Source organism: Chloroflexota bacterium (assembly GCA_009840355.1).
Lineage (GTDB): Bacteria > Chloroflexota > Dehalococcoidia > Lucifugimonadales > JADFKI01 > Bin90.
In genome coordinates, this window is sequence record VXNZ01000056.1 from 165,033 (window position 1) to 188,919 (window position 23,887).

General features: G+C 59.1%; 24 protein-coding genes and 1 tRNA gene. 11 read left to right on the forward strand and 14 right to left on the reverse strand.

From position 1 onward, the window contains the following. The first annotated feature begins 203 nt into the window (after positions 1–203). Both F4X57_14740 and F4X57_14745 read left to right on the forward strand, forming a co-directional pair. Positions 204–1,442: an MFS transporter gene (locus F4X57_14740; protein MYC08402.1), complete on the forward strand. Its 1,239-nt coding sequence runs from the start codon at positions 204–206 to the stop codon at positions 1,440–1,442. Positions 1,443–1,492: 50 nt separating this feature from the next. Continuing rightward, entirely contained in the window at positions 1,493–1,840 is a 348-nt protein-coding gene (locus tag F4X57_14745; GenBank protein MYC08403.1) for a diacylglycerol kinase, read from the forward strand. 76 nt (positions 1,841–1,916) lie between these two features. Here F4X57_14745 and F4X57_14750 read toward each other — a convergent pair whose 3' ends face one another. Then, positions 1,917–2,669, reverse strand: a complete 753-nt coding sequence (locus F4X57_14750) for a class I SAM-dependent methyltransferase (GenBank protein MYC08404.1) — start codon at positions 2,667–2,669, stop codon at positions 1,917–1,919. A gap of 104 nt (positions 2,670–2,773) precedes the next feature. Here F4X57_14750 and polA point away from each other — a divergent pair, with 104 nt between their 5' ends. Further along, positions 2,774–5,641 (forward strand): DNA polymerase I, encoded by a 2,868-nt coding sequence (polA, locus tag F4X57_14755; GenBank protein MYC08405.1) that lies wholly within the window; start codon positions 2,774–2,776, stop codon positions 5,639–5,641. A 5-nt stretch (positions 5,642–5,646) separates the two neighbouring features. After that, a complete protein-coding gene (locus F4X57_14760) occupies positions 5,647–6,582 on the forward strand; it encodes an LLM class flavin-dependent oxidoreductase (protein ID MYC08406.1) in 936 nt (311 codons plus the stop codon). A 58-nt stretch (positions 6,583–6,640) separates the two neighbouring features. On the opposite strand, the gene F4X57_14765 is transcribed toward F4X57_14760, so the two are convergent. Beyond that, entirely contained in the window at positions 6,641–7,702 is a 1,062-nt protein-coding gene (locus F4X57_14765; GenBank protein ID MYC08407.1) for a crotonase/enoyl-CoA hydratase family protein, read from the reverse strand. Beyond that, positions 7,569–8,297, reverse strand: a complete 729-nt coding sequence (locus F4X57_14770) for a class I SAM-dependent methyltransferase (GenBank protein MYC08408.1) — start codon at positions 8,295–8,297, stop codon at positions 7,569–7,571. Before F4X57_14770 ends, F4X57_14765 begins: the two co-directional genes overlap by 134 nt. Positions 8,298–8,457: 160 nt before the next feature. Here F4X57_14770 and F4X57_14775 point away from each other — a divergent pair. From F4X57_14775 to F4X57_14800, 6 genes are all read left to right on the forward strand, one after another. Beyond that, a tRNA-Gly gene (locus F4X57_14775) sits at positions 8,458–8,532 on the forward strand. Between the two features lie 45 nt (positions 8,533–8,577). After that, positions 8,578–9,327, forward strand: a complete 750-nt coding sequence (locus F4X57_14780) for a queuosine precursor transporter (GenBank protein MYC08409.1) — start codon at positions 8,578–8,580, stop codon at positions 9,325–9,327. Positions 9,328–9,366: 39 nt separating this feature from the next. Further along, positions 9,367–9,555, forward strand: a complete 189-nt coding sequence (locus F4X57_14785) for a type II toxin-antitoxin system HicA family toxin (protein MYC08410.1) — start codon at positions 9,367–9,369, stop codon at positions 9,553–9,555. Further along, positions 9,555–9,845: a type II toxin-antitoxin system HicB family antitoxin gene (locus F4X57_14790; protein MYC08411.1), complete on the forward strand. Its 291-nt coding sequence runs from the start codon at positions 9,555–9,557 to the stop codon at positions 9,843–9,845. The genes F4X57_14785 and F4X57_14790 overlap by 1 nt, the downstream gene beginning before the upstream one ends. 320 nt (positions 9,846–10,165) lie before the next feature. Beyond that, positions 10,166–10,912 carry a glucose 1-dehydrogenase gene (locus F4X57_14795; protein MYC08412.1) on the forward strand — a complete coding sequence of 249 codons (747 nt, stop codon included), beginning with the start codon at positions 10,166–10,168 and terminating at the stop codon, positions 10,910–10,912. Positions 10,913–11,034: 122 nt separating this feature from the next. Beyond that, complete coding sequence (locus tag F4X57_14800) at positions 11,035–12,366, forward strand: aspartate aminotransferase family protein (protein MYC08413.1); 1,332 nt, start codon at positions 11,035–11,037, stop codon at positions 12,364–12,366. Positions 12,367–12,769: 403 nt separating this feature from the next. Here F4X57_14800 and F4X57_14805 read toward each other — a convergent pair whose 3' ends face one another. The 7 genes from F4X57_14805 to F4X57_14835 form a co-directional block, all read right to left on the reverse strand. Then, the gene (locus F4X57_14805; GenBank protein MYC08414.1) at positions 12,770–13,555 is read right to left on the reverse strand and encodes an alpha/beta fold hydrolase; all 786 of its coding nucleotides are present in this window, start codon (positions 13,553–13,555) and stop codon (positions 12,770–12,772) included. A 103-nt stretch (positions 13,556–13,658) separates the two neighbouring features. Beyond that, positions 13,659–14,855 carry a CoA transferase gene (locus F4X57_14810; protein MYC08415.1) on the reverse strand — a complete coding sequence of 399 codons (1,197 nt, stop codon included), beginning with the start codon at positions 14,853–14,855 and terminating at the stop codon, positions 13,659–13,661. A gap of 132 nt (positions 14,856–14,987) precedes the next feature. After that, the gene (locus tag F4X57_14815) at positions 14,988–15,818 is read right to left on the reverse strand and encodes an enoyl-CoA hydratase (GenBank protein ID MYC08416.1); all 831 of its coding nucleotides are present in this window, start codon (positions 15,816–15,818) and stop codon (positions 14,988–14,990) included. Between the two features lie 29 nt (positions 15,819–15,847). Continuing rightward, positions 15,848–16,396, reverse strand: a complete 549-nt coding sequence (locus tag F4X57_14820) for a Uma2 family endonuclease (protein MYC08417.1) — start codon at positions 16,394–16,396, stop codon at positions 15,848–15,850. 185 nt (positions 16,397–16,581) lie between these two features. Then, complete coding sequence (locus F4X57_14825; protein MYC08418.1) at positions 16,582–17,538, reverse strand: LLM class flavin-dependent oxidoreductase; 957 nt, start codon at positions 17,536–17,538, stop codon at positions 16,582–16,584. Further along, positions 17,535–18,197: a 2-phospho-L-lactate guanylyltransferase gene (cofC, locus tag F4X57_14830; GenBank protein ID MYC08419.1), complete on the reverse strand. Its 663-nt coding sequence runs from the start codon at positions 18,195–18,197 to the stop codon at positions 17,535–17,537. Before cofC ends, F4X57_14825 begins: the two co-directional genes overlap by 4 nt. Beyond that, complete coding sequence (locus F4X57_14835) at positions 18,194–19,120, reverse strand: 2-phospho-L-lactate transferase (GenBank protein MYC08420.1); 927 nt, start codon at positions 19,118–19,120, stop codon at positions 18,194–18,196. Before F4X57_14835 ends, cofC begins: the two co-directional genes overlap by 4 nt. Before the next feature lie 513 nt (positions 19,121–19,633). Between F4X57_14835 and recF the strand changes: the two genes are divergently transcribed. Beyond that, positions 19,634–20,842: a DNA replication/repair protein RecF gene (recF, locus tag F4X57_14840; protein ID MYC08421.1), complete on the forward strand. Its 1,209-nt coding sequence runs from the start codon at positions 19,634–19,636 to the stop codon at positions 20,840–20,842. On the opposite strand, the gene F4X57_14845 is transcribed toward recF, so the two are convergent. From F4X57_14845 to clpP, 4 genes are all read right to left on the reverse strand, one after another. Then, positions 20,789–21,133 (reverse strand): hypothetical protein, encoded by a 345-nt coding sequence (locus F4X57_14845; protein ID MYC08422.1) that lies wholly within the window; start codon positions 21,131–21,133, stop codon positions 20,789–20,791. The genes recF and F4X57_14845 overlap by 54 nt on opposite strands. Before the next feature lie 18 nt (positions 21,134–21,151). Further along, positions 21,152–21,517: a hypothetical protein gene (locus tag F4X57_14850; protein MYC08423.1), complete on the reverse strand. Its 366-nt coding sequence runs from the start codon at positions 21,515–21,517 to the stop codon at positions 21,152–21,154. Positions 21,518–21,766: 249 nt separating this feature from the next. Beyond that, the gene (clpX, locus tag F4X57_14855; GenBank protein ID MYC08424.1) at positions 21,767–23,056 is read right to left on the reverse strand and encodes an ATP-dependent Clp protease ATP-binding subunit ClpX; all 1,290 of its coding nucleotides are present in this window, start codon (positions 23,054–23,056) and stop codon (positions 21,767–21,769) included. 128 nt (positions 23,057–23,184) lie between these two features. Next, positions 23,185–23,832: an ATP-dependent Clp endopeptidase proteolytic subunit ClpP gene (clpP, locus tag F4X57_14860; protein ID MYC08425.1), complete on the reverse strand. Its 648-nt coding sequence runs from the start codon at positions 23,830–23,832 to the stop codon at positions 23,185–23,187. Between the last annotated feature and the right edge of the window lie 55 nt (positions 23,833–23,887).

Below are 23,887 nucleotides of genomic sequence, written 5' to 3' on the forward strand. Positions count from 1 at the left end.
TCGTGAGGGCAATGTGGCTGTGGCGGCGGTACGGTCAGCTAGTGATTGCAACATCATTCGGCGGCGGCAATGTCCCCCCAAGGCCCTTACTCCTAATCCGGAAGGAACAATTATCCCGCCCTCATCCACTATGACAAACAGCGCTCAAACAGGTAAAATCGTGCTGAAATCTACACGGGCAGCACTTAGCGCGGGATAGGCAATTGGCACTGCAATTAGCGGCGACACTTTCATCGACACAGGCGCTCGGCGCGCTGCGACACCGCAACTTCCGGCTGTACTGGTTCGCCGGCATGGGGCAGGCGGCGGCGCTCGGCATGCAGTTCCTGATACTCGGCTGGCTGGTGCTTGAGCTCACGCGCTCGCCTACGCAGTTGGGCATCGTCATCGCCATCTACGGCGCGCCCAATCTTGCGATGCTGATGTTCGGCGGAATCTTCGCGGACCGCGTGGACAGGCGCTGGCTGCTGTTCTACAGCCAGACCATCGTCGCGGCGCTGATATTCGGCGCGGCGACTCTCACGCTGTACCAGCTCATATCCATCTGGCACATATACGGCATTTCGTTCGTGCTCGGCACGATACAGGGGCTGAACATGCCCGCGCGAATGGCGATAGTGCCGGACTTAGTGGGCAAAGACGACATCCTTAACGCGACATCGCTGAACATGGCGGTATTCAACACGGGTCGCATTATGGGGCCATCGCTCGCGGGCTGGATTATCCAATATGTCGGAATGGGACACGCGCTCTATTTCAACGCCATCTGCTACGCCTTGGGCAGCGTGTGCTTGCTGATGATGACGGGCGTGGAGTCGCGCAGCCATAACGACGACGCGAACATCCTGCGCGACTTCTGGGACGGTGTCAAGTTCGTGTGGATGACGCCGGTTGCGTTCACTCTGGTCGGCATGAGCTTCGCGTTCGGCTTCTTTGGTGCGGCGTATGTGCAGGTACTGCCCGCATTCGGCAAGGAAGTGCTGCGCCTGAACGCAGACGGCGCAGGATTCTTGCTCACGGTTGCGGGGCTGGGGTCGCTCGCGGGCAACATATACCTCGCGTCGCTGGGCAACGCCAAGCACAAGAACTGGCTGCTGCTCGGCATGATAATACTGTTCGGCGTGTCGCTGTTCTTTTTCGCGTTGTCGTCGATCTACCCCATATCTCTGGCGCTGCTGTTCCTGACCGGCATCGGCTTCACAGGCTTCATATCGATGGGCACGACGATATTGCAGTTGTCAACGCCACCCGAGCTGCGCGGTCGTATGATGAGCCTGTGGCTTATCGGCGCGGCGGTGCACTACATCGGAGCTTGGCCCCTAGGCACGGTCGGCGAGTACTGGGGCTGGCCCATGTCGCTGGGCGGCGGCGCGCTGGCGATGCTGGCGATGGTGTTCTGGCTAGGCATAATGCGCCCAACGCTGCGGCGGCTCACAGTCTAATTCACATCTATGGACGGGATAGGCAGGACAGCGGATAGGGTGTAATCGGCATGCTGGACTTTGCGCGGCTTTTCAAAGCCATCGGGTATTCGGTCAGCGGGTTTCGGGATGCACTCCGCGATGAGCCGGCGTTCCGTCAAGAGACCGCGCTGGCGCTCATCCTGATACCGTTGGCGGTCTGGTTGGGCGAAAGTAATATCGAGCGCGCATTGATGATAGGCGCGCTGCTTATCGTGTTAATCGCAGAACTGCTGAACTCGGCAATTGAGGCTGCGGTGGACAGGATAGGAAGTGAGGTCAACGAACTGTCGCGGAAGGCGAAGGACCTGGGTTCGGCGGCGGTGTTCTTAGCGCTGGCGCTGGCTGTGGTGATATGGGCGCTGATGCTGCTGAACTAGCCGAGTCCGAGTCCCACGCAGTCCGCGAATAGTCCCTATTCCCTATAGGGTAAGGTCAGGATAGGGCGATACTGCGCTATGGCACCTTCTCATAGATGGAGATGTGGTATTCGCTGGATGCGGTGAAAGGCGCGCCATACCAGTCGCCCCAACGCTCGCGGAGGCGCATGCCGGCGAGCTGCGCCATGAGGTCAAGCTCGGAGGGCCAAGAGTAACGCACCTGCACGGGATATAGCTTGACTCCCGACTCGCTGACGAACAGGTGTTGTGACTGGACGAGCTGATTAACCGGGTCGTGTCGGGAAATGTCAACCGAGACGAGGCCAGACTCGACCCTACCGGCGCTGATATTCTGATTGCGGGTAAAGCGTGTTTGGTCGGGGACGAAGGCTTCGACGAGGAAGACGCCTTCGTCGGTGAGGTGCGCGGCTACGCTTTGGAAGCATTGCACTTGGGCTTCCTGCGAAGTTGCCTGAAATAGGGTATTGAAGACGACATAAATGAGATTGAACCGCTTGAGTTGCCGGTCAGCGCTTATGGTGAACTCGGAGAAGTCGCCTATGGTTACGGGGATGTCGTTGCCGTCGGGCTTGGCGCGCATCTGGGCGACGATAGCTTCAGAGGCGTCTATGCCGTGAACTTCAACGCCGCGTGCCGCGAGGGGTAACGCGACCCTGCCCGTGCCGATGCCGAGTTCGAGCGCAGGTCCGTCGCCCGCAAGCTTGGCAAGCGCTTCGACAGTCGCGCCAACATCGGCGCGCATGGGGTACATTTCGTCATAGACATCGGCGATTTTGTCCCCGTAGGTTGCAACGGTGTAGTCATTCATGCCCTCTCCCTAACCAAAAGATACCTTGTGGATTTGACGCGGAGCGCGTGTATAATCATCATACAATCCATAGTACACGCGAGAATGGGCTAGGTGAAAGCATTATGACCACTGTTGCCGGCGCAGCGCCGCTGTTGGAAGCCGAAGGTAGCCCGCTGCTGATTCTTATAGATGGCCACGCGCTTGTGCATCGGGCGCACCACGCGATCCGAGACCCGCTTACGGTGCAAAGCTCGGGCGAGGTGGTGTCGGGCGTGTATGGCTTTTTGAACATGTTCCTGCGCACTCTCGAAGAGTGGAAGCCGACTCATTGCATCGTTACCTTCGATGTGTCCGCTCCAACGCACCGGCACACGGCGTTTCCGGATTACAAAGCGCACCGTCCGCCCACACCGCCGGAGTTGCGACCGCAGTTCGACCGTGTGCGGCAGTTTATGGAAGCGTTCAGCGTGCCGGTGTTCGAGATGGCGGGCTATGAAGCGGACGACCTGCTCGGCACACTGGGCGCGCAGGCCGAGTCGGCACATCTGAACACGCTGATACTCACCGGCGACAGCGACATCCTGCAGCTCGTGTCGCCGTCGGTGCGCGTGCTGCTCGACTCCGGCAGACAGCGCGCGCGGGCATACGACATCGCCGGGGTGCGCGAACGCTACGATGGCTTGGGGCCGGAGCATGTGGCTGAAATCAAGGCGCTGGAAGGGGATAAGTCGGACAACATCCCTGGTCTGCCGGGCGTGGGCAATAAGACAGCGGTAAGGCTGCTCACCGAATACGGCAGCATCGAGGGAATCTACGAACACATTGACGAAGTGAGCGCTCTTCCGAAATTAAGGGGCGCGAAGAAGATACAACAGACGTTGATAGACAACGAAGAACTCGCCCTGCAATGCAAGATGCTCACGACCATCGTGCGAGACGCGCCGGTTACGCTTGACTTGGACGCGGCGCGGTTCGGCGGGTTCGCGCGCGCCGATGTCGTGTCACTGATGCGCGAGCTCGAATTCTTCAGCATGCTCAACCGCATACCATCGGCAGGCGCGGAGTTCGAGCAGATGGGAATGTTCGATGAGCCGCAAGAGCCGCGCGTGGAGACCGAGTACATCGTGGTGGATACCGACACGGCGCTTGACGATATGTTGCGCGCGCTAGAATCGTCCGAGATTGTCGCGTTCGACACCGAGACGACATCGCAGACGGCAATGCTCGCGGAACTCGTCGGGCTGTCGTTCTCCAACGAAGAAGGCAAGGGCTGGTACGTGCCTGTCGCGCACTCCGAAGGGCGGCAGCTGGCGCGCGACCATGTGCTGGAACGCCTGCGACCACTGCTGGAATCGGGCAAGGCGTGCCTCACCGCGGATGACAAAAATTATGCGCTTGCCGCGCACAATGCCAATTACGACATGACAGTTCTGGCGAACTACGGCATCAACATACGGCACATCGCTTTCGACACAATGATAGCGGCGCACCTGTGCGGGCGCACGCGCACTGCGGTCGGACTGAAACCGCTCGCGCTGTCCATGCTGAAGGAAGAGATGACGCCCATCGAGGACATAATCGGCAAGGGGCGCAATCAGACTACGATGGACAAGGTGGCGATTACCACTGCCGCCGACTATGCGGCAGCCGACGCCGATATGACATACCGCCTCGTCGATGTGCTTGCTGGCGAACTCGCGGACAACAGCCTGCGCCACACATTTGATACGCTTGAGATGCCGCTCGTGCCTGTGCTGGTGAAAATGCAGCGCGACGGCGTAGCCATTGACACGGGTGTGCTCGCGCCGATGTCCACCGAACTCGGTGAGCAGATAGACGCCATCACACAGAGCATGTACGACACGGTGGGGCACGAATTCAACCTGAACTCGCCCAAGCAGCTCGGCGAAGTGCTCTTCACGGAGTTGCACCTACCCGCAAGGCGAAAAACGGCGAGCGGCGGCTTCTCCACGAACGCGGCGGCGCTGGACGATCTGAAAGAGTTCTTGGACAGCGGCAACGCGGAAGGCGTCGATCCGAAGGCGTATCAGGTGCTGGACTTGGTACTGGAATATCGGCAGCTGTCCAAATTGAAGTCAACTTATGTCGATGCGCTGCCCGCGCTGGTAAATCCACATACGGGCAGGATTCACACCGAGTACAAGCAGACCGGCTCCGACACCGGACGGCTGTCCAGCACCGAACCGAATATGCAGAACATCCCTGTGCGCACCGAGTTGGGGCGGCGTGTGCGCTCTGCGTTCGTCGCGGAGAACGCGCCGGAATGGACGCTGCTTGGCGCGGATTATTCGCAGATTGAGCTGCGGATACTGGCGCACTACTCGCGCGACGAAGGACTTGTCTCCGCGTTCCTAAACGGCGAGGACATTCACGCGGCGACGGCGGCGAGCGTCTATGACGTGCCGATTGGCGATGTCGATTCCGAGATGCGGCGCGTGGCGAAGATAATGAATTTTGGCGTGCTGTACGGGCTAAGCCCGTTCGGCATCAGGCAGCAGACCGGGCTCAGCGCGGACGAGGGCAGGCAGTTCATCGACACATACTTCGCCAAATATCCCGGCATCGAGCGTTACATCGACGGCATCAAAGAGCGGGTGCGAGCCGAAGGCTATGTGGAGACGCTGATGGGCCGTCGCAGACGCATCGGCGAGATTAGTTCGCGCAACTTTCACACACGCGCGGCAGGCGAGCGCATGGCGGTAAACATGCCAATTCAGGGCACAGCAGCGGACATCATCAAATTGGCGATGATACGCATTCAGCAGCGCCTCTACGAACTTGGCATGCGCTCCAAGATGATAATCCAAGTGCACGACGAGCTCATATTTGAAGTGCCGCGAAACGAACTAGCGCAGATGCAGGCGATAGTAATGGAGCTGATGCCGTCCGCCGTCCCGCCCGATGTGGGATTTGAAGTGCCGCTGGAAGTAGAAATGAAGACCGGCGACAACTGGGGTGAGATGGGGTAAGCGGCATGCTGGAAACATCACCGAACTTCATCGTCCGCCTGCATCAGGGCGGCTACGACTACGCATACCTGCGGCGTATATTCCAAGCGGCCGATGCGCTGGGATACGACGGCGCGTCTCTATATGACCTGCTGGGCATCCCAACGCTGGAATGCTGGACGACGCTGTCCGCGTTGGCGGCGGAGACGGAGCACATACGGCTGATTCCGATGGTTCTGGCGAACCTGTACCGCCATCCCGCAACGCTGGCGAAGATGGCGGCTACACTGGATGTGATAAGCGATGGCAGGCTGGTGCTGGGCATCGGCGCTGGCGGCGGCGAGGGCGACCATAAGGCATACGGTCTGCCCTACCCGTCCACACGCGAACGAGCGCGAATGCTCAGCGAGGCGGCGCAGGTGATACGGCTGCTGTGGTCAGGCGAGCGCGTCAGCTTTGATGGCGAATACTACCGGCTGGACAATGCGCTGTGCGACCCTGCGCCAGCGCAGCATCCGAGTCCGCGCCTACTAATCGGCGGACACGGCGAACGATACCTGCTGCGTGTGGCAGCGCAACACGCGGACATCACGAATATGCACGCCGATATGAGCATCGCAGAGCATCACACTAAGCGGCGCGTGTTACACGTTCACTGCCGCGCGGTCGGTAGGGATCCGTCGGCAGTATCGCTGAGCCACAACGCGAGCGTGTTCATCGGCAAAGACAAGGCTGCGGTCGATGCAATGCTGGCAGAGCATGCCACGCGGCACAGCATTTCACCACAATGGTTCAAGGCAAATCTGGGCAACGCCATAGTCGGCACGCCACAACAATGCATAGACCAACTGCGACAGTACACCGACTACGGCATTCGCTGGTTCTTCCTGCTATTCCCGGAGCCGGTAAGCACGTCAGACTTGGAATTATTCGCGAATGAAGTGCTGCCGCGCTTCAAGTAAGCCAGTTGGCAAGATGGTCGGCACGCTGTCAATGGCACACACTGCCCATCGCCGTGAGTTACTTGCTGCCGCGGTAGTCGCGGAAGGGGCCGTCGCGCCAGTCTAGGGCTGCCTTCAAGCCCTCTTCACGCGAGCGGCGCGCGAACTCTTTGACGATGGGCGCTTGGTGCGCGACGGCGTCCGTCTCGGCGGCGATGTGCTGCAAGGTGTTGCGTCCCATCAGCTCTAGCGCGCGATTGACAATGCTCTTGTTCGCGGCGAGCAGCTCCCAAGGGATGCGCGCCATTGTGCAGGCGAGGTCTTCAACCGCGTCTTCGAGTTCTTCGCGCGGCACGGATTTCCAGACTAGCCCGATTTCTTCCGCGCGCTTGCCGGACACGGATTCGCCGGTCAGCAAGAACCACTTCGCCCACTGTGGGCCGACCATATATGTCCACATGTGCGTCGGCGGCGTGCCCATCGAGCGCACGGGCGGAAATCCAATCTGCGCGTCGTCTGCGGCAATGGAAATGTCGCAGTGCATTGCGAGGTCGGTGCCGCCCGCGATGCAGTAGCCGTGAATGCCCGCGATGACAGGCTTGCTCATATTCAGCACCTGCGCCATCGTGTTCGGCGTCTGCTTCATGCGGTGAATATCGGAGCGGATGTTGTCGCGGCGTTCCTGCGCGGCGGCGGCTTCCTCGGGCGTCGCCGGCGGCGTGATGTCATAGCCGGCACAGAATGCGCGGCCATTGCCCATCAGCGTCATCACGCGCACATCCGGGTCGTCGTCCGCGCGCTGCAGGCAATCGACCATCTCCAATTGTAGTTCGCGGCTGAGCGCGTTGAGCTTCTGCGGCCGGTTGAGCCTAACGCGCCCAATGCCGCCCGATGCGTCATATTCGATGAATTCGTAAGTCATGCGGAAAACCTCTAATGTAGGATTGCGCGATATTGTAGCACAGGGACGGGGGCTAACATCGATGGATAGGATAGACAGGATGGGATTAGGGGATAGGCTTGTCCAGCACATACACGATAAAGTTAGGGATGCGGTACTCGTCGTCGAAGGTGGGGTTGGCGGCGAGTTCTTCGGCTGAGGGCACAGGCTCGTGGAGTGCGCGGAGTGTGAAGCCCGCATCTAGGAATGCCTCAATGTGACTCGACAGAGTGCGGTGCATGTTGACGATTTTTCTGCCGAACCAGTTGAATGTGCGAGGGCCTTCGTCAGTGTAGTTGTCCACAGGATAGAAGAGCTTGGTGTCGCCCTGCTTTATCCAGCCACCTTCCACGCAGCTTCGCATGGGGTGGATGTTGCAGACGACTAAGCGACCGCCCGGGCGCAGCACGCGGTACGCCGCGTTGATGGCGCCGCGATAGTCGAGCAAATCAACGAGGACTATATAGGACACGGCGATGTTGTAGGTGTTGCTCTCAATGCCCTTGAGAGTTTCGGCGTTGCCCAGCAGATATGTTTCCTCGTTGCTCAGAGAACGCGCCCGTTCGATGAAAGGTTCGGTGAGATCAACGCCGGTGACGGTCGCGCCGAGTTTCGACAGCAGGCGGCTGAACCTGCCCTCGCCGCAGCCAATGTCGATGACCGTCTCGCCCCGTACATCGCCGAGCGCATCAAGCATCCACCTGTCCAGCATGCCGGTGCGGCCGGCCTGGTCAGCCTCAATCCAGTCTTGCGCGGCATCGGTCCACTGGGTATGCAGTCGTTCCGGTAGTTCCATAGATTGCCTCCTGATTGCAGGAAATACGGGACGGCATTTTACATCACTCTAGGGACATGTGCACTCGATGAGATTGTAATCCAGAGATTCTAGCCCGTGTGACGAAAATTGGAGCGATTGCATACGCATTGCACGATAGTGTGCTATGCTTATGTGGCGAGCGGGAGTAGCTCAGTGGAAGAGTCCCTGCCTTCCAAGCAGGCTGTCGCGGGTTCGAATCCCGTCTCCCGCTCCACCCCGACCTCCCGCACATCCTGGCGACACGCTCAGAGGTTACTCAATGCGCTTTTCCGGCAAGCTCGTGATTATCATCGCCCTCGCGGTAACTATGCTGCTCGTGAGCAACATCATCGCCGTAAAGCCCGTATCGCTTTTCACACTGCCATTCCAAGTATTCGGTGACAACCTGTTCGTCGTGTCCGCGGCGATAATCTGCTTCCCCATCACATATATAATCAGCGATGTGCTGACCGAAGTGTACGGCTTTCGCGTGGCGCGCGGCGTGATATGGCTCAGCTTCGTGTGCAACCTCGTGATGGTGGTGATGTTCTGGCTGGGCGGCATGATACCCGCCGCAGTCTTCTGGGAAGACCAGTCCGCATATCAGGCGATACTCGGCGCGACAGGCTGGATACTGCTAGGCAGCTTCTGCGCGTTCATCGTGGGTGAGTTCGTGAACGCCACAGTGATGGTCGTGCTAAAGAACGCGACGCAGGGCAGGCACTTGTGGGTTCGCACAATATCGTCAACTATCGTCGGGCAGGGCGTCGATTCCGTGCTGTTCTTCAGCATCGCATTCGGCATATCGGGCTTGTGGCCTTGGCCGGCGGTGTTCGGCGCGATCCTATTCGCGTGGAGCGCCAAGACTGTGTACGAAATCATCGCCACGCCGCTGACATACCTGGTCGTAGGATGGCTAAAGCGCACCGAACGGATGGACATCTACGACGCGCCACGCTCTCTAAACCCCTTCGGCATATTCGGCGGCGAAGAATCCGACAGCGTGAATGCGGCAGCGATGGCGGACTAATCGCGTTAACGCGAGTGGTCTTTACATCTAGCAGAGAATATGACATCAAATGAGCTTCGGCGTTGGCTTAGGCGACAAGGATGTACACTTCATACTCACCGCGGTGGGAGTGGTCATCTCACTGTACGATTAGGCAATCGCGTATCACAATTGCCGATGCATGGGAATCGCAGGGAGCTTGGGCCAGGGCTAATTGCCAAAATCAAGCGAGATTTGGGGTTGAGATAATGCTTGCTTACCCAGTCATACTTGAGACGGATGCAGACTACATAATGGTGACCTCTCCGGATTTTCCCGAACTTACCACATTTGGGGATGACAGGGACGAAGCGTTGAGACGCGCCGTTGACGCCTTTGAGGAAGCCATCGCAGCGCGTATTCATGATGGGCGCGACATTCCGGCGCCTTCTGAGGGCGAGCCGATAGTTGAATTGCCCATAGTAACCGCCAAGAAGGTGATGGCTTATCAAAGCAACGATGTATCTGTAAGGACACATACGATGCCAAGACAAAATTAGACACGCGAACAAGAACTAGCAGTGCTATATCTCAAAGTTGAGATTGGAAAAAGCGGTTTGACGCAAAAGCACCCTACTATTGACAATCTTGCCAAGGCAATGGGACGCACTAAGAACGCCATCTGGATGCGAAAGTGCACTTTTGACGCCTTGGACAATTCAGTACCCGGAGTTGGATTGAGCAAAGTCTCCAATACATGGACTAAACCCGTGTGGGATGAGTACCAATCCAATCCCGATGCAACTCTTTCCAAAGCGAGGAAAGCCTACTTAAAACTGGTTAATGGCACCGGCTGACTATCGAGCAGGGAGAAACCACCATGAGACTCGAAGGCAAAGTCGCGCTTATCACGGGCGGCGCTAGGGGGATGGGTGCGGTAGAGGCGCGGATGTTTGCGAATGAAGGCGCGAAGGTCGGCGTTGCGGATATTGACGAAGGCGCAGGGCGTGCGCTGGCGTCGGAGATTGTCGGTGCTGGCAGCGAGGCGATGTTCGTCAGGCTTGATGTTACGGACGAAGCGCAGTGGTTGGCTGCCGTTGACGATGTTATTTCAGCATACGGTAGGCTCGACATACTGGTGAACAACGCCGGCATTTACGAGCATGGCACTTTGGAAGGGACAAGCGCCGAAAGTTGGGATCGCGTGTTGGACATAAACGGCAGGGGCGTGTTCCTAGGCACGAAAGCAGTCATTCCGGCAATGCGGGCGGGCGGCGGCGGGTCTATCGTCAATATCTCATCGGTCGCGGGGCTTATCGGCGGGCAAGGCACGGCGTACAACGCGTCGAAGGGCGCCGTGCGGCTGCTCACAGAGTCAACAGCTGTGCAATACGCAGCCGAAAATATCCGCGTGAACTCGGTGCATCCGGGTCCCATCGAGACGGACATGCTCGATGTGTTCTTCCAGAACGAAGCAATGCGCGAGCAGCGGGCAGCGGTAACTCCGATACCGCGTCTCGGCGTACCGGAAGATGTCGCCTACGGCGTGCTGTTCCTCGCATCGGACGCGGCGTCGTACATGACCGGCAGCGAGCTGGTGATTGACGGCGGACATACGGCGAGATAGTTGTCCCCGCGATAGCTGCCCCTCTGATATTATAGGCGAGTATAATGCGTCCATTCTCATTCTAGCCTCTCGCCATCGCGGGAGAAGGTGATTCATGCACAAACCACAGGGAGCATCGCACAATGACTACATCTAAGGCGGACGCGGAAGTTAGGCAGTTTGTGGAGAGCACGCCGAAATCGAAGGCGCTGCAGGACGAGGCGGCGCAGTATCTGCCCGGCGGCAGCTCGCGCGGCACAGCATACTTCGCGCCATATCCGACTTTCGTTGACCACGCCAAGGGACACCATGTTTATGATGTCGATGGCAATAGCTACCTCGACTTCATGATTAACGCGACCACGCACATCATGGGACACGCGCACCCCGACATCGTGGCGGCGCTGCAGGAACAAGCGGCGCGCGGCAATTCGTTCAGCGGTCCGACCGAAGCACAGGTGCGGCTCGCCAAGAACCTGTGCGAGCGAGTGCCGTCGTTGGAGACAGTGCGTTTCACGAATTCCGGCACCGAAGGCACGATGATGGCAATTCGCGGCGCGCGCGCATTCACCGGCAAGCACAAGATTGCCAAGTTCGAGGGCGGCTACCACGGCTCGCACGAGTATGTGTCCGTCAGCGTGCGCCCTTCGGCGGAAGCGCTCGGTCCCGATGCCACCACGCCCGTGCCGGAACATCCCGGACAGCCGCCAAGCGTTGCCGATGATGTGCTCACGCTGCCATACAACGACCTGCCAGCCTGCGAGACCATCATCCGCGAGAACGCTGACGAACTAGCCTGCGTCATAATGGAAGTGGTGTCATCGAGCTTCGGCTACCTGCCCGCCGAGTTGGACTTCCTACAAGGCATGCGCGCAATCACCGAAGAGTTGGGCATCGTGCTGATATTCGACGAAGTGCAGAGCTTCCGCGTGTCGTCCGGCGGCTCGCAGGAGATGTTCGGCGTGATACCGGACATGACGACATTCGGCAAGATTATCGGCGGCGGAATGCCCGTGGGCGCTTGGGGCGGCAGACGCGACATTATGGCGCTGTTTGACCCGTCCGCAGGCGCGCCGCTTGCCCACGCCGGCACATTCAACGCGAACCCGATGACGATGGTCGCGGGTGAGGTGGTGATGAACCACCTGACGCCCGAAGTGTACGACCGCCTGAACGCGCTGGGAGACACGCTGCGCGCCAAGCTGCGGGCGGTGTTCGACGAGCTGGAAGTGCCAGCGCAGGTAACGGGCGTGGCGTCGCTGTTCGGCATCCACTTCACGGACGAAGCTATAGTGGACTACCGCTCCACGCTGACCGGCGACTCCGACATGACGAAGGCACTGTTCACTGGCTTGCTGAACGAAGGAATCTTGATTCAGACCGGCGGCGCAGGCGCGTTGAACACACTGACGACGGATGCTGACGTGGACGCTCTGGTGGACGGCGTGCGTAGGGTGGTCGCGCGGGTGCGGTGAGGGATAAGTCTCCGACGGTCCTGGGGCGAATCATCCTACCTTTAGTGGCTTCCCACCGCCGGCGAACCTTCTCGCCCAATTTCTGGAGCCTCCGCAGTAGTGCGGGAATCGAACCCGCTTTCGTACCATCCAAGGATATGGCTCCGAAGCCTGCTGCGGGCACAATGGCCTGTCACACGTCCAGCGCTCGGGCTTTCTGGATGCCCCGTGGACACCCGACTCATCGCCGGGAACAGCATCACCTTAACCCTGCGTAGCAGTTTATTCAGTCACAGGATCATCGGAAACTTGCACCAGTATGACAATGGTTGAGCATCCGCACAAGGCATAACGTATGATATAAAACATTCATAAAGGGAATGTATTGTTTCATGCTCTGGCCGAATGCCTTTGCCTCAGGGGTTCAATCCTTGTGCTCCCCGATGAACTTCCCTACCACGCTGTTGAACTCGGCGGCGGTCTCGAAGTAGGGAGAGTGGCCGGCGGATTCTACGATGTGCAGCCGCGCGCCGGGGATGACCTGCGATACTTCTTTCAGCACGGCAAGCGGGAATATGCGGTCTTGCGCGCCGGCGACCATCAGCGTCGGGATGGCATAATCACCTAGCGCGTCCGGCGCGACGCCTATTTCGCCGGTGCCGGTGTCGCCGATGGGTGGGTTTAGAGCGGACATCTGCCGATACAGCAGCGCCATCGCCGAGTCGTTGTCAAACGCGTCGGGAGCGAGTGCGAGGTGCGGTTCGTTCCAAGCGATGGGGCGGTCGAGGTCTATGGTGCGGCTCTGCGCACGGGCGTCTCGCGCGGCGATGACACCCGGTGTCGTAACACCGCCCGGCGTGCCGGACAGCACTAGGCACGACACACGGTCAGGATGCGAGAGCGCGAACTGCATGCCCGTCCAGCCGCCCATGGACTGGCACACGACGACGGCGCGTTCCACTCCGGCATCGTCCATCACGGCTTGCATATCGCCGGCGAAGTGGCGCGCGTGCTTGTGCTGCTTTTCGCACTTCGACCTGCCCCAGCCACGATGATCGAACACGACGACCTTGTAATCGCGCGCAAAGTGCGCTATCTGCTGCCACCAAACGAGCGTATTGCCGCCCGCGCCGTGCGCAAACACGATAGACGCGCCCTCGCCGTGCGTCTCGTAGTAGATTATCGCGTTGTCGTTATGAACATAGGGCATGTTTTGTCCTTCCTAACCGGGGCGTGACCAGTGCCTAACTAGGGCTTATATTTGGCATCCTGCCCATCTTGTATATCAATGTAAGTTACCGGCTGCCCACATATCAGCCTAGTGCGCCGCAGTCTTTCAGCGCGGCTATTTCGGTGCCTGCATAGCCATATTGAGATAGTACTTCGTCGGAATGCTGTCCTAGCAAAGGCGCCGGCGTTCGCACTGAGCCGGGCGTGTCGGACAACTTCACGGGGACGCCGATGTTGCGTATGCCGCCTGCTTTCGGGTGTTCCAGCGCGACCGACATTTCACGTGACTGCACGTGCGGGTCGGCATAGACCTGCTCGATGGTGTAGATAGGACCGCACGGCACGCCCGCAGTCTCCAGAATCTTGACCCAGTGGCTTGTCGTCTTCGTGCGGAATGTCTCTTCCATTATCGGCGTGAGCGCCTCGATGCTGACCATGCGCTCCGGATTCGACGCGAAACGCTCGTCATCCAGCAAGTCTTCGCGGCCTATTGCGCGGCACATACGCTCCCAATTGTTCTGGTTCGCCGCGCCGATGTTGATATAGCCGTCCCGCGTTGCGAACGCCTGATACGGAGCAATCATGCGGTGCGCGGAACCAAGCGGACCGGCGACTTCGCCCGTCGCGAAGTATGTCGCGGACTCGTATAGTGTATAGGCGATGCCGGATTCGATGAGCGACGCATCAACATGCTGCCCTTTGCCCGTGCTCAGACGATTAATGTACGCGGTCAGGATGCCATAGGCGCAGAACATGCCGGTGTTCAGGTCTGCCATCGGCACGCCGACCTTCGCAGGTGGTGCGCCGGGGAAGCCGTTGATACTCATCAGCCCGCTCATCCCCTGCGCCACGAGGTCGAAGCCCGCGCGACTGCTGTACGGACCGGTCGTGCCAAAGCCGGACACCGTGCAGTACACGATGGCTGGATTGAGCGCGCTCACATCGTCGTAGCCAAGACCCATGCGGTCAACCACGCCGGGCCGGAAATTGTGAATCATCACATCGGCGTCTTCAAGCATGCGGCGCACGACGGCGATGCCCTGCTCAGACTTGAGGTCGAGCACGATGCTGCGCTTATTGCGGTTGAGTGTGAGAAACGCCGCAGACTCGCCCTCGATGAAGGGCGGACCGTAGCGGCGCGTGTCGTCGCCGCCGTTGGGCTTTTCGATCTTGATGACATCCGCGCCCATGTCCGAAAGCAGCATCGTGCAGAACGGGCCGGCTAGAATCTGGCTGAAGTCGATAACCTTAATCCCCTGCAGAGGAAGTCGCTTGTTCACTGGGCTACTCCAATAATCAACTGTGGATATACTAGATACAAGACTATTTCATAAGTCTCTTCCCCCTATTGGAGGAAGGTTAGGATGGGAGCAATAGGGTGAATCAGCGCCGGAGACGACATGCATAATACCCTACTCGCCCTTGAATACGGGCGTGCGGCGCTCAATGAAGGCGGCGCGTCCTTCGTGGAAGTCCGCGCTGTCGAAGTTGGCGAACGGCAAGTCTTCCTCTTCCTGCGACAAGCCTTCGCCGGACGGGTTACACAGCGTGATGTCGCGGATGCGCTTGTTGCGCTTGTGGCTGAGCGGCGCGAGTTCTGCCATCTCGCGAGCGAGCGCGTATGTATAATCGCGCAGTTCGTCCGCTCCGAGCAATGTCGTAATCAAGCCGATGCGGTGCGCTTCGTGCGCGTCAATCAGCCTGCCGCTGAGCAGGATGTACGACGCGTTGCCCGGTCCCACGAGTTGGACGAGGCGACGCATTTCGCCATAGCCGACGAGGATGCCAAGCCGCGCGATAGGGATACCGAAGCGGCTGTCGGCGGACGCGATGCGGATGTCCGTAGCCATAGAAAACTCACAGCCGCCGCCAACACAGAAGCCACGAATCATGGATATGGTCGGCTTGGACATCGCCTCCACAGCATCCATCGCGCCATCAAAAGCCGCCGCATAGACTTTGGCAATCTGCGAGTTGATGCGATACTGCTCGAAGTCCTTGATATCCGCGCCAGCCGAGAACGCCCTATCCCCCGCGCCGGTGAACACGACCACGCGCACCGAATCGTCGCGTTCCAGATCAATCGCAATACGTTGCAGTTCAAGCCAGCCCGCGTAGCTAATCGCATTGCGCTGCGTCGGCCTGTTGAATATCACCGTGGCAACGCCGCCATCGTGCTCGACCAATATATCGTTCTGTTCGTTGGAATTATCGCTCACTATCTCTTTCTCGCTTATGCTCACTTGTGTATTGCCTTCGTAGAAAACTCAGGCTAGAACGCAGGCTCCCAGATTGACTTTAGGTTTAGCGTAAAGCCGGGCAACTCCGGTTCTGAGGAAATGCTATCGGGGTTGTCCAATATCTCGGGCTGTGCGCCGAGGCGGTAGATGTGCGCTTGCCGTGTGGATGGGTCAAGCAACCAGCCTAGCCTTGCGCCGTTTGCTATGTATTCTTCCATCTTCGCCTGCAAAACGCTCAGTCTGTCGGATGGGGATCGCAGTTCGACAACGAAGTCGGGGCATATCTGCGTGAAGCCTCTCTTCTGCTCTGGTGTCAGCGCAGCAAGACGAGATTTCAGTACCCACGAGGCATCCGGCGAGCGAACAGCGCCGTTAGGCAGCGTGAAGCCCGCGCTAGAACCAAACAAGATTCCTCTGCTATCAGCCCTCGCCCAAACTCCTAAGTCAATCACGATTTCCGATTCGGTGGCGCCGGTTTCGCTGCTAGCAGGTGGCATTATTTCAATCACTCCTTCACAATTGCGCTCGATGCGCAGCACATCGTTTTGCGCGCAGAACTGCTCGAACTGCTCGTCGGTCATCGTTATCGCAGGCTCGAACTTGAGCGACAGGGGAGCGATGCCTTCTTCTGTTGCCGGGCTTTTCGGTGTCGCCTGGCTAACCGGTCTGGTAACCGTCTGCGTTGTCATAGCGGTTGTCATAGCGGCGTCTCCTGTGTTATCAATGCAGTGTGGCGTTCTTTCGTGAATCGCGGTGCGCACCTGCCTTAGCCAAACTGTGGGACAATCTCGCTTAGGAATGTGTCGAGTTGGCGCTCTTGCTCAAAGGATGCAAAGCGCACTATGACCGTTTGAGCGCCGGCTTCGCCGTACTGCGAAATGCGCTCGGCGACTCGCCGCGGATTGCCGAACGGCCCCCATCGGTCGCCCCAGATGTTCGCACCATAGTACTGGTGCAAGAATGTGTCGGCTTCCTCGCCGGCGGCGGCTTCGTCTTCGCGCAGATTCACAGTCATGTAGTATGTCGCCTCAGGCGCGCCAGGGTCGCCGCCGTACTCTGCCGTGTAGCCGCGCACCCGGTCCACCACGCGGGCGTATTCGTCCGGATAATCGGAGATGGACATGAAGCCCGCGCCCAGTTTTGCGGCTCGCTGGAACTGCCGCTCTCGTCCCGCCCGCCAATGGCACGCCACCAGGAACGGCACACCATCGGGCTGCAGCGCGCGTGGACGCACGCTGACATCATCGAGAGCAAAGTGCTTGCCTGCGAATGTGACGCCCTCGCCGCTTGTCAGGCGATTAGTGATTTCCAGCACTTCCTCGAACCTGCTTGCGCGCCTTGACGGCTTCACGCCGACATTGAGCCATTCCCGCTGCTGTGCGTCGTTGAACGCGCCGCCGACGCCTGCGCCGAGAATCAGCCGTCCGCCGGACACGGTGTCAACGGTCGCTGCCATTTGCGCGAGCGATACGGGGTGGCGCAGCGCGGGCAGCATCACCGCCGTGCCGAGCCGCACTCTTCGCGTGCGCATCGCAATCGCCGAGAGCGTGGTCAGCGGTTCGAGGCGCGGCTTTGCGGTGAGGCTGTCGCCGACCCAGACTGAATCCAAGCCCGCCTGTTCCGCCGATTCCGCCATCGCCAGCAGCGGCTCGATGCTTGGCGGCTCGTCGCTGCCCATCACCAGACCGCGCGTTGGGAGAAGTATGCCGAGTTTCAAATTCATAAGTCTTTCTCGTCGCTTGTTGGGGTTGAGAGTGCCTTCGCCTGCATCATTTTCGACAGGAAGCCCGGCTGAAGTCGATCACACAGGGCAAGGTCTTCGGGCGTATCCAAATCCAAGCCCAAGCCGTCGCTCAAGCATACAGCATATTGGATTCCGAGCGACGACGCCTGCCGCTTGTGCTTTACGAAGCTATCTTTGCCGAGCAGCGCGGGGAACGACAGGCATTGCGGTATCAGCATTGCGTTTGTGCCGCCGTCCTGTTGCGCCGGCGAGAACACGAGGGTTTCGCCGCCGCCGGACGCTTGCACAATTTTGTAGATGTCGGCGGCAGTGATGAACGGCAAATCCGCGGGCAGATAGAGCGCGGGCAATCCTTCGTCACAAGCGTTCTGCAGCGCGAATGTCAGCGAGTCGTTCAGGTTGTCGGCAGGGTCTTCGTGCCATACGGCACCGGCGCATTCTGCACCCTGACGCACAGCATCGTCGCCGCCGATAACCCATACTTCGCCGAGCGCCTGATGTGCCGCCACGACGACTCTGCTGAACATGGCGAGGCTCAATTCGGCGCGTTCAGTCTGCGACAGCACGCCTGCCAAGCGCGTCTTGGACTGGCTCAGCGGCTTCATAGGGACAACTGCGACAATGCCTCGCGCGGTCATGCGGCAAGCCCGCAGATGTATTCGGCGAGACGCACCTTGTCGTCGTCGGAGATCATCATCGTGTTCGTCACAGCGGCACGCATCCCGAGCGCCTCTATGTCCGGCGCGCGGTCGGCGTCCACATCATCAAGCACGAATATATCGCACAGCCCGCGATACTGCTTTGCCACGCCGACGCAGGACGATTCGATGCCAAGTTCGCCCATCATTTTGGCGGCGGGGCCCTTGATCGCCTGCCCGCCGACAATGGGGCTGACCGCGACGCGCACGCCGTCAAAGCACTCGATGGCGTCGCGCACGCCGGGCACCGCAAGTATGGGCGCGACGCTGACGAACGGGTTTGAGGGGCAGAACACCAGAGCATCGCAGTCTCGCAATGCCTGCGTGAACGACAGCGACGGCTGCGCCTGTTCTGCGCCTGCGAATCGGATGCTGCTGACGACAGGTTCACAGCGGTGCTTTACGAACCAAGTCTGCATTGGAAGTTCGCCGATGGTGGTCGTCAGCATCGTGCGCACGGGGTCGTCGCTCATCGGGACAATAGGATGCGCCACGCCGAGCGCCCTTCGCAGCGAGTCCGTAACAGCGGAGAGCGGCTCGCCTTGTCGCAGCAGGTGTGTCCGGCGGATATGGGTCGCGAGGTCTTTGTCGCCGAGGTTGAACCAGCTGTCCGCGCCATAAGCGTTCAGCCGTTCCAGCGCATTGAACGTCTCGCCTGTGATGCCCCAGCCCGTCTCCGGGTTGGACAAGCCGGCGAGTGTGTACATCACTGTGTCCACATCGGGCGACACGTAAAGGCCGTGAAACTCCTCGTCATCGCCCGTATTGACCACGACGGTAAGGTCGGAAGGCGGCAAAACCCTGGACAGCCCGAGCGCCAACTTAGCGCCGCCCACGCCACCCGCAAGCGCGAGGTAGTTCATGGGGCGCACTCACAGCCGGGGAATACGCGCGTTGCGTCCTCGCCTTGCAGAACAAGTTCGCCAAGTTCCGATAGGTTTATTGTGGATTCATCTATGCCAGTCTGCATCTTGCCCTCTCCCAGCGACCTTCCCCCAATTCTATCAACATTCTTGCGGCGGTTTCTAGCCTGCGCTGTGTTGTGAGACAATTTAGCAAGCCAATACATACCTCTTCCCTGTCGGCCCTTATGGGAGAAGGTTAGGAATGAGACAAGACACAACGACTAAACGCCCAGATTGCTACCCCTGCGACTAGGTTCTGTGGACATTTGCCCAGATACGCTCATCATGTCATTCCGAAACGTAGTGAGGAATCTAAAATCGTCGCATAACAGCCTACTTTAGACTTCAGATTTCTCGCTTTCGCTCGAAATGACAAGGAAATTAGAGCCATCGTCGAAATGTCCACAAAGCCTAACTATCGTCGATCAGCGAAGTCGCCGTTTAAGGCTATGATAAAATCCAACGAAACCTATATCAGCCTATAATCTCAGCGCGGCGAGGCACGACATCTATATCTCGCACATAAGCCTGACGAACTTTCGCAACTATGAGCGGCTGGAGCTTGACCTGCAGCCGGGAATGACCCTGTTTCAGGGCGAGAATGGCGCGGGCAAGAGCAACCTAATCGAGTCGCAATATATGCTGGCGGTGGCACGCTCGCCTCGCGCTTCCACCGACGGCGAGTTGATTCGGCGCACCAATGGCGCAAGCGAGTTCTACACGCAGGTCGCCGCCAATGTGCAGCGGCAGGACGATGTGGTGAACTTGCAGATCAACTTTCGCAGCACCATGTCGGGCGCGAGCGCATCTGCAACGCAGCCTGCGCTATCTACACAGAAATACTTCCGCGTGAACGGAGCGCCGCGCCGGGCGTCTGCGCTGATTGGACATCTAAACGCGGTGATGTTCAGCGCGGACGACCTTGATCTGGTGTACGGCTCGCCAAGCGTGCGGCGGCGATACCTGAACATTCTCATTTCGCAAATCGACAACGAGTATCTGCGCACGGTTCAGCGATACGAGCGCGTTGTGCGGCAGCGCAATTCCCTGCTGAAACAGATTCGCGAAGGCGCATCCCAAGTCGGCGAGCTTGCATTCTGGGATGACCAGTTGGTTGCAGAAGGCAGCCGCATAATGGCGCAGCGCATTGACACGGTGAATGCGCTGTCCGACGGCGCGATGCCGATATATGCAAATCTGAGCGGCGGCAGCGAACGGCTGACTGTCGAATATCAGCCGAATGTCGGGCTGCCGCCTGACTCGGAATCGGCGAGCGCCATAGCGGACGCATTGCGCGCGCAATTGGCGGAACGGCAGCGGCAGGAACTCGCGCGGGGCATCACGGTAACCGGGCCACATCGGGACGATATTGCGCTGGCGCTCGACGGACTGGACGCCGCAGGATTCGCATCGCGTGGGCAGTCGCGCACCGCGGTTCTCGCGCTGAAACTGGCGGAAGGCGCATACCTGAAATCAAAGCGCGGGCAGGAACCTGTTCTGCTGCTGGACGATGTGTTATCCGAACTGGACGCGGTACGGCGAGAGCAAGTGCTCGGACTGGCAGCACAGTATCACCAAACGCTCATCACCACAGCGGACGCAGACGCTATCGCCGCGCAACTGCCATTAAGGACTACGCGATTCAGCATTTGCGCCGGGCTGGCGCGACCGATCGACTAGGCGCAGGCGTTGCGGGCTGGCATTGGGGATGCGCTCAATGTCGCCTTGCACTTCCATGTCTAGCTTGACGGTGGTGGTGTACCAGCCGACTGAGCCGAGATTTGCGCGCTGTTCAGGATTCAAGCACGCGTCAACGAAGGATGGCAGGCTGCGGAACTCCACGCCGTCCGCGCTGCTGTCTAGGATGTCTAAGATGATGCCGCGCAGCAGGTCGTACTTCCACTTGTGGATGCGCGTTGGCTTTTTGCCGGGCGTGGGCGTGTGGCAGACTACCCTGGAGTCGTCGTTCATGAGTGAGTCTTGATCGCTTTACGCAGTCTTGCGTAAGGGACCGTTTGGGCGGAGTTCGTCGAGGATGGCTGTCGTCTCGGCGGCGAGACCGTCGCCGGACTTGCGGCGCTTGGCGAGCAGGTCGAGCGCGTATTCCGATACGCCGGCGCGAATCCGCAAGTCTTCGGGCTTGTAGCGCATGCAACGGCGCATCAGCACTTGTGCCGGACGGCGCGTCTTCTCGGTGCAACCGTATGCGTAGGGGCACATGTACGCATAGCAGGTTGTGATTTCACGGTGGATCGGTGGCACTCGGCTGGACGAAGGCGCGAGGTGCGTGCCAACGAAATCGTCGAGTGGCTTGTCAAGCGCGCCGGGCGTGGGCGTCTTGTAGAGTCGTCGCATCGGGGCATCGCCTCGCGGTCAAGTATGCTAGGTGCGACAAATGTTAAACGGAAAATTATACTTTTACAATACTTTTGAGCGGCGTCTTAAGAGCGTTTTTTTGTGTTTGGGTAGTGGACTCATCCTAACCATCCTGTACACCCCGTTAGATTCGTCTCTGCGTTTGAGCGTAGCGCAAAGCAAAAAGCCTTCCCTTATTGATGAGAGAAGGCCTTTAGGTGATTGTAGTGATGGCGGGTATGAAGCGCGCTATGCCGACTTCTTTTCTAGCATTAGCGGTGGGGTGGGCATCTGAACTATTTCGCCGTTTTTCAGGATTAGTGTTACGGGGGCGTTGCCCCAGATAGCGTCGGCGTCCACCGTGCAGCGGCGGACGTCCTTCATACTGGGCAGTTCGTACATCACATCAAGCAGCGTGTTCTCTAGGATGGTGCGCAAGCCGCGCGCACCAGTCTTGTGCTGCAGCGCCTGCTCTGCGGCTGCGGCGAGCGCGTCGTGTGTGAAGATTAGCTCAACGTCATCCATGTCAAAGAGCGACTGGTATTGACGCACAAGCGCGTTCTTCGGCTCGCTTAGCACCTTGATTAGCGCTGCCTCGTCCAGCGTGTCCAGCGTGGCGATGACGGGCAGGCGTCCCACGAACTCGGGGATGAAGCCATATTCCATCAGGTCGTCAGAGTTGACATGGTGCAGCACATTCTCTTCGGTCTCCGCGCTCCAGCTTGCCGAGCCGGTGAAGCCGATGGAATGCTTGCTCTTGAACACGCGCCGGTTGATGATTTCTTCCATGCCCTCGAACGCACCGCCGCACATGAACAGCACATTGTCGGTCTTGATTTTCAGGAAGTCCTGGTGCGGATGCTTACGACCGCCCTGCGGCGGCACATTCGCCTCGCAGCCTTCGATAATCTTCAGTAGCGCCTGCTGCACACCCTCGCCGGACACATCACGCGTGATCGACGGGTTGACGCTCTTGCGCGCTATCTTGTCTATTTCGTCGATGTAGATAATGCCTTGCTCGGCGCGCGCCACATCGTAATCCGCCGCCTGAATTAGACGCAACAGGATATTCTCCACATCCTCGCCGACATAGCCCGCCTCGGTGAGTGATGTTGCGTCCGCGATGGCGAACGGCACCTGCAATATGCGCGCGAGTGTCTGCGCGATGTGTGTTTTGCCGGAGCCGGACGGCCCTAGCATCAGTATGTTCGCCTTCTGTATTTCCACTTCGGACTGTGTCTGCGCGGAGCTGATGCGCTTGTAGTGGTTATAGACGGCGACGCTCAGGATTTTCTTGGCGAGGTCCTGCCCTACGACATATTCTTCGAGGCTTTCGTAGATAAGCTTCGGGTTTAGGCCAGTCGCCATCGGATTCGCAATGACGGTGGGCTGCGCGGGACCGTCTTCGGCGATAATCTGATCGCAGAGCAGCACGCACTCGTCGCAGATGAACACCCGGTCGGGACCTGCGATTAGGCGCTTAACCTGCGCCTGCGCCTTGTCGCAGAAGGAGCAACGGTAATCGGTCCTGCTAGTCATAATGCGGAAGCTCCGGAAAACTATCTGGGTTGCGACGCCGGCGGTAGATTAAGACGGCCGACGCCATGACACTATTGACACCAAATTGACGACATTACGGAGGATTATCGGATCATCGGGCGCGATGGTTATGCGCCGCTGGATGACGCTAGAACTTCGTCTATCAGCCCGTATTCTTGAGCCTGGTCCGCGCTCATGTAGTGGTCGCGGTCGGTGTCCTGCGCGATTTGGTCGTAGGACTGCCCTGTGGTATTGGACAGGATGGTGCGAATCTTATCCTGCAGGCGCAGGATCTCGCGCGCGGCGATTTCCACATCGCTCGCCTGTCCTTGCGCGCCGCCCATCGCCTGGTGCATATGGATGGTCGAATCCGGCAGCGCGAAACGCTTTCCCTTGGCTCCTGCGGTTAGCAGAACGGTTCCCATGCTCGCCGCCAAGCCAACGCAGATGGTGGAGACATCGGGGCGAATGAGGTTCATAGTGTCGTATATCGCGAGACCGGCGTATATGACGCCGCCCGGCGAGTTGATGTACAGGCTGACATCGCGCTCCGGGTCTTCCCTGTCTAGGAACAGCAGCTGCGCGATGATGGCGTTCGCCACTTGGTCGTTGATGGGTGTTCCCAGATACACGATGCGCTCTTTCAGCAGCATCGAGTAGATGTCGTAGGCGCGCTCGCCGCGTGGGCCAGACTCCACGACCATAGGAATGACATTCTCAGGCCCACCGCCCTGCAGCAATTCACTCGCGCTTAAATCTTCGGGCCTAAACAGCATCGGTATATCTCCTTGAAGCGTAGGGGTCATTCCCCCGGTCAGGTATATTGGTGAT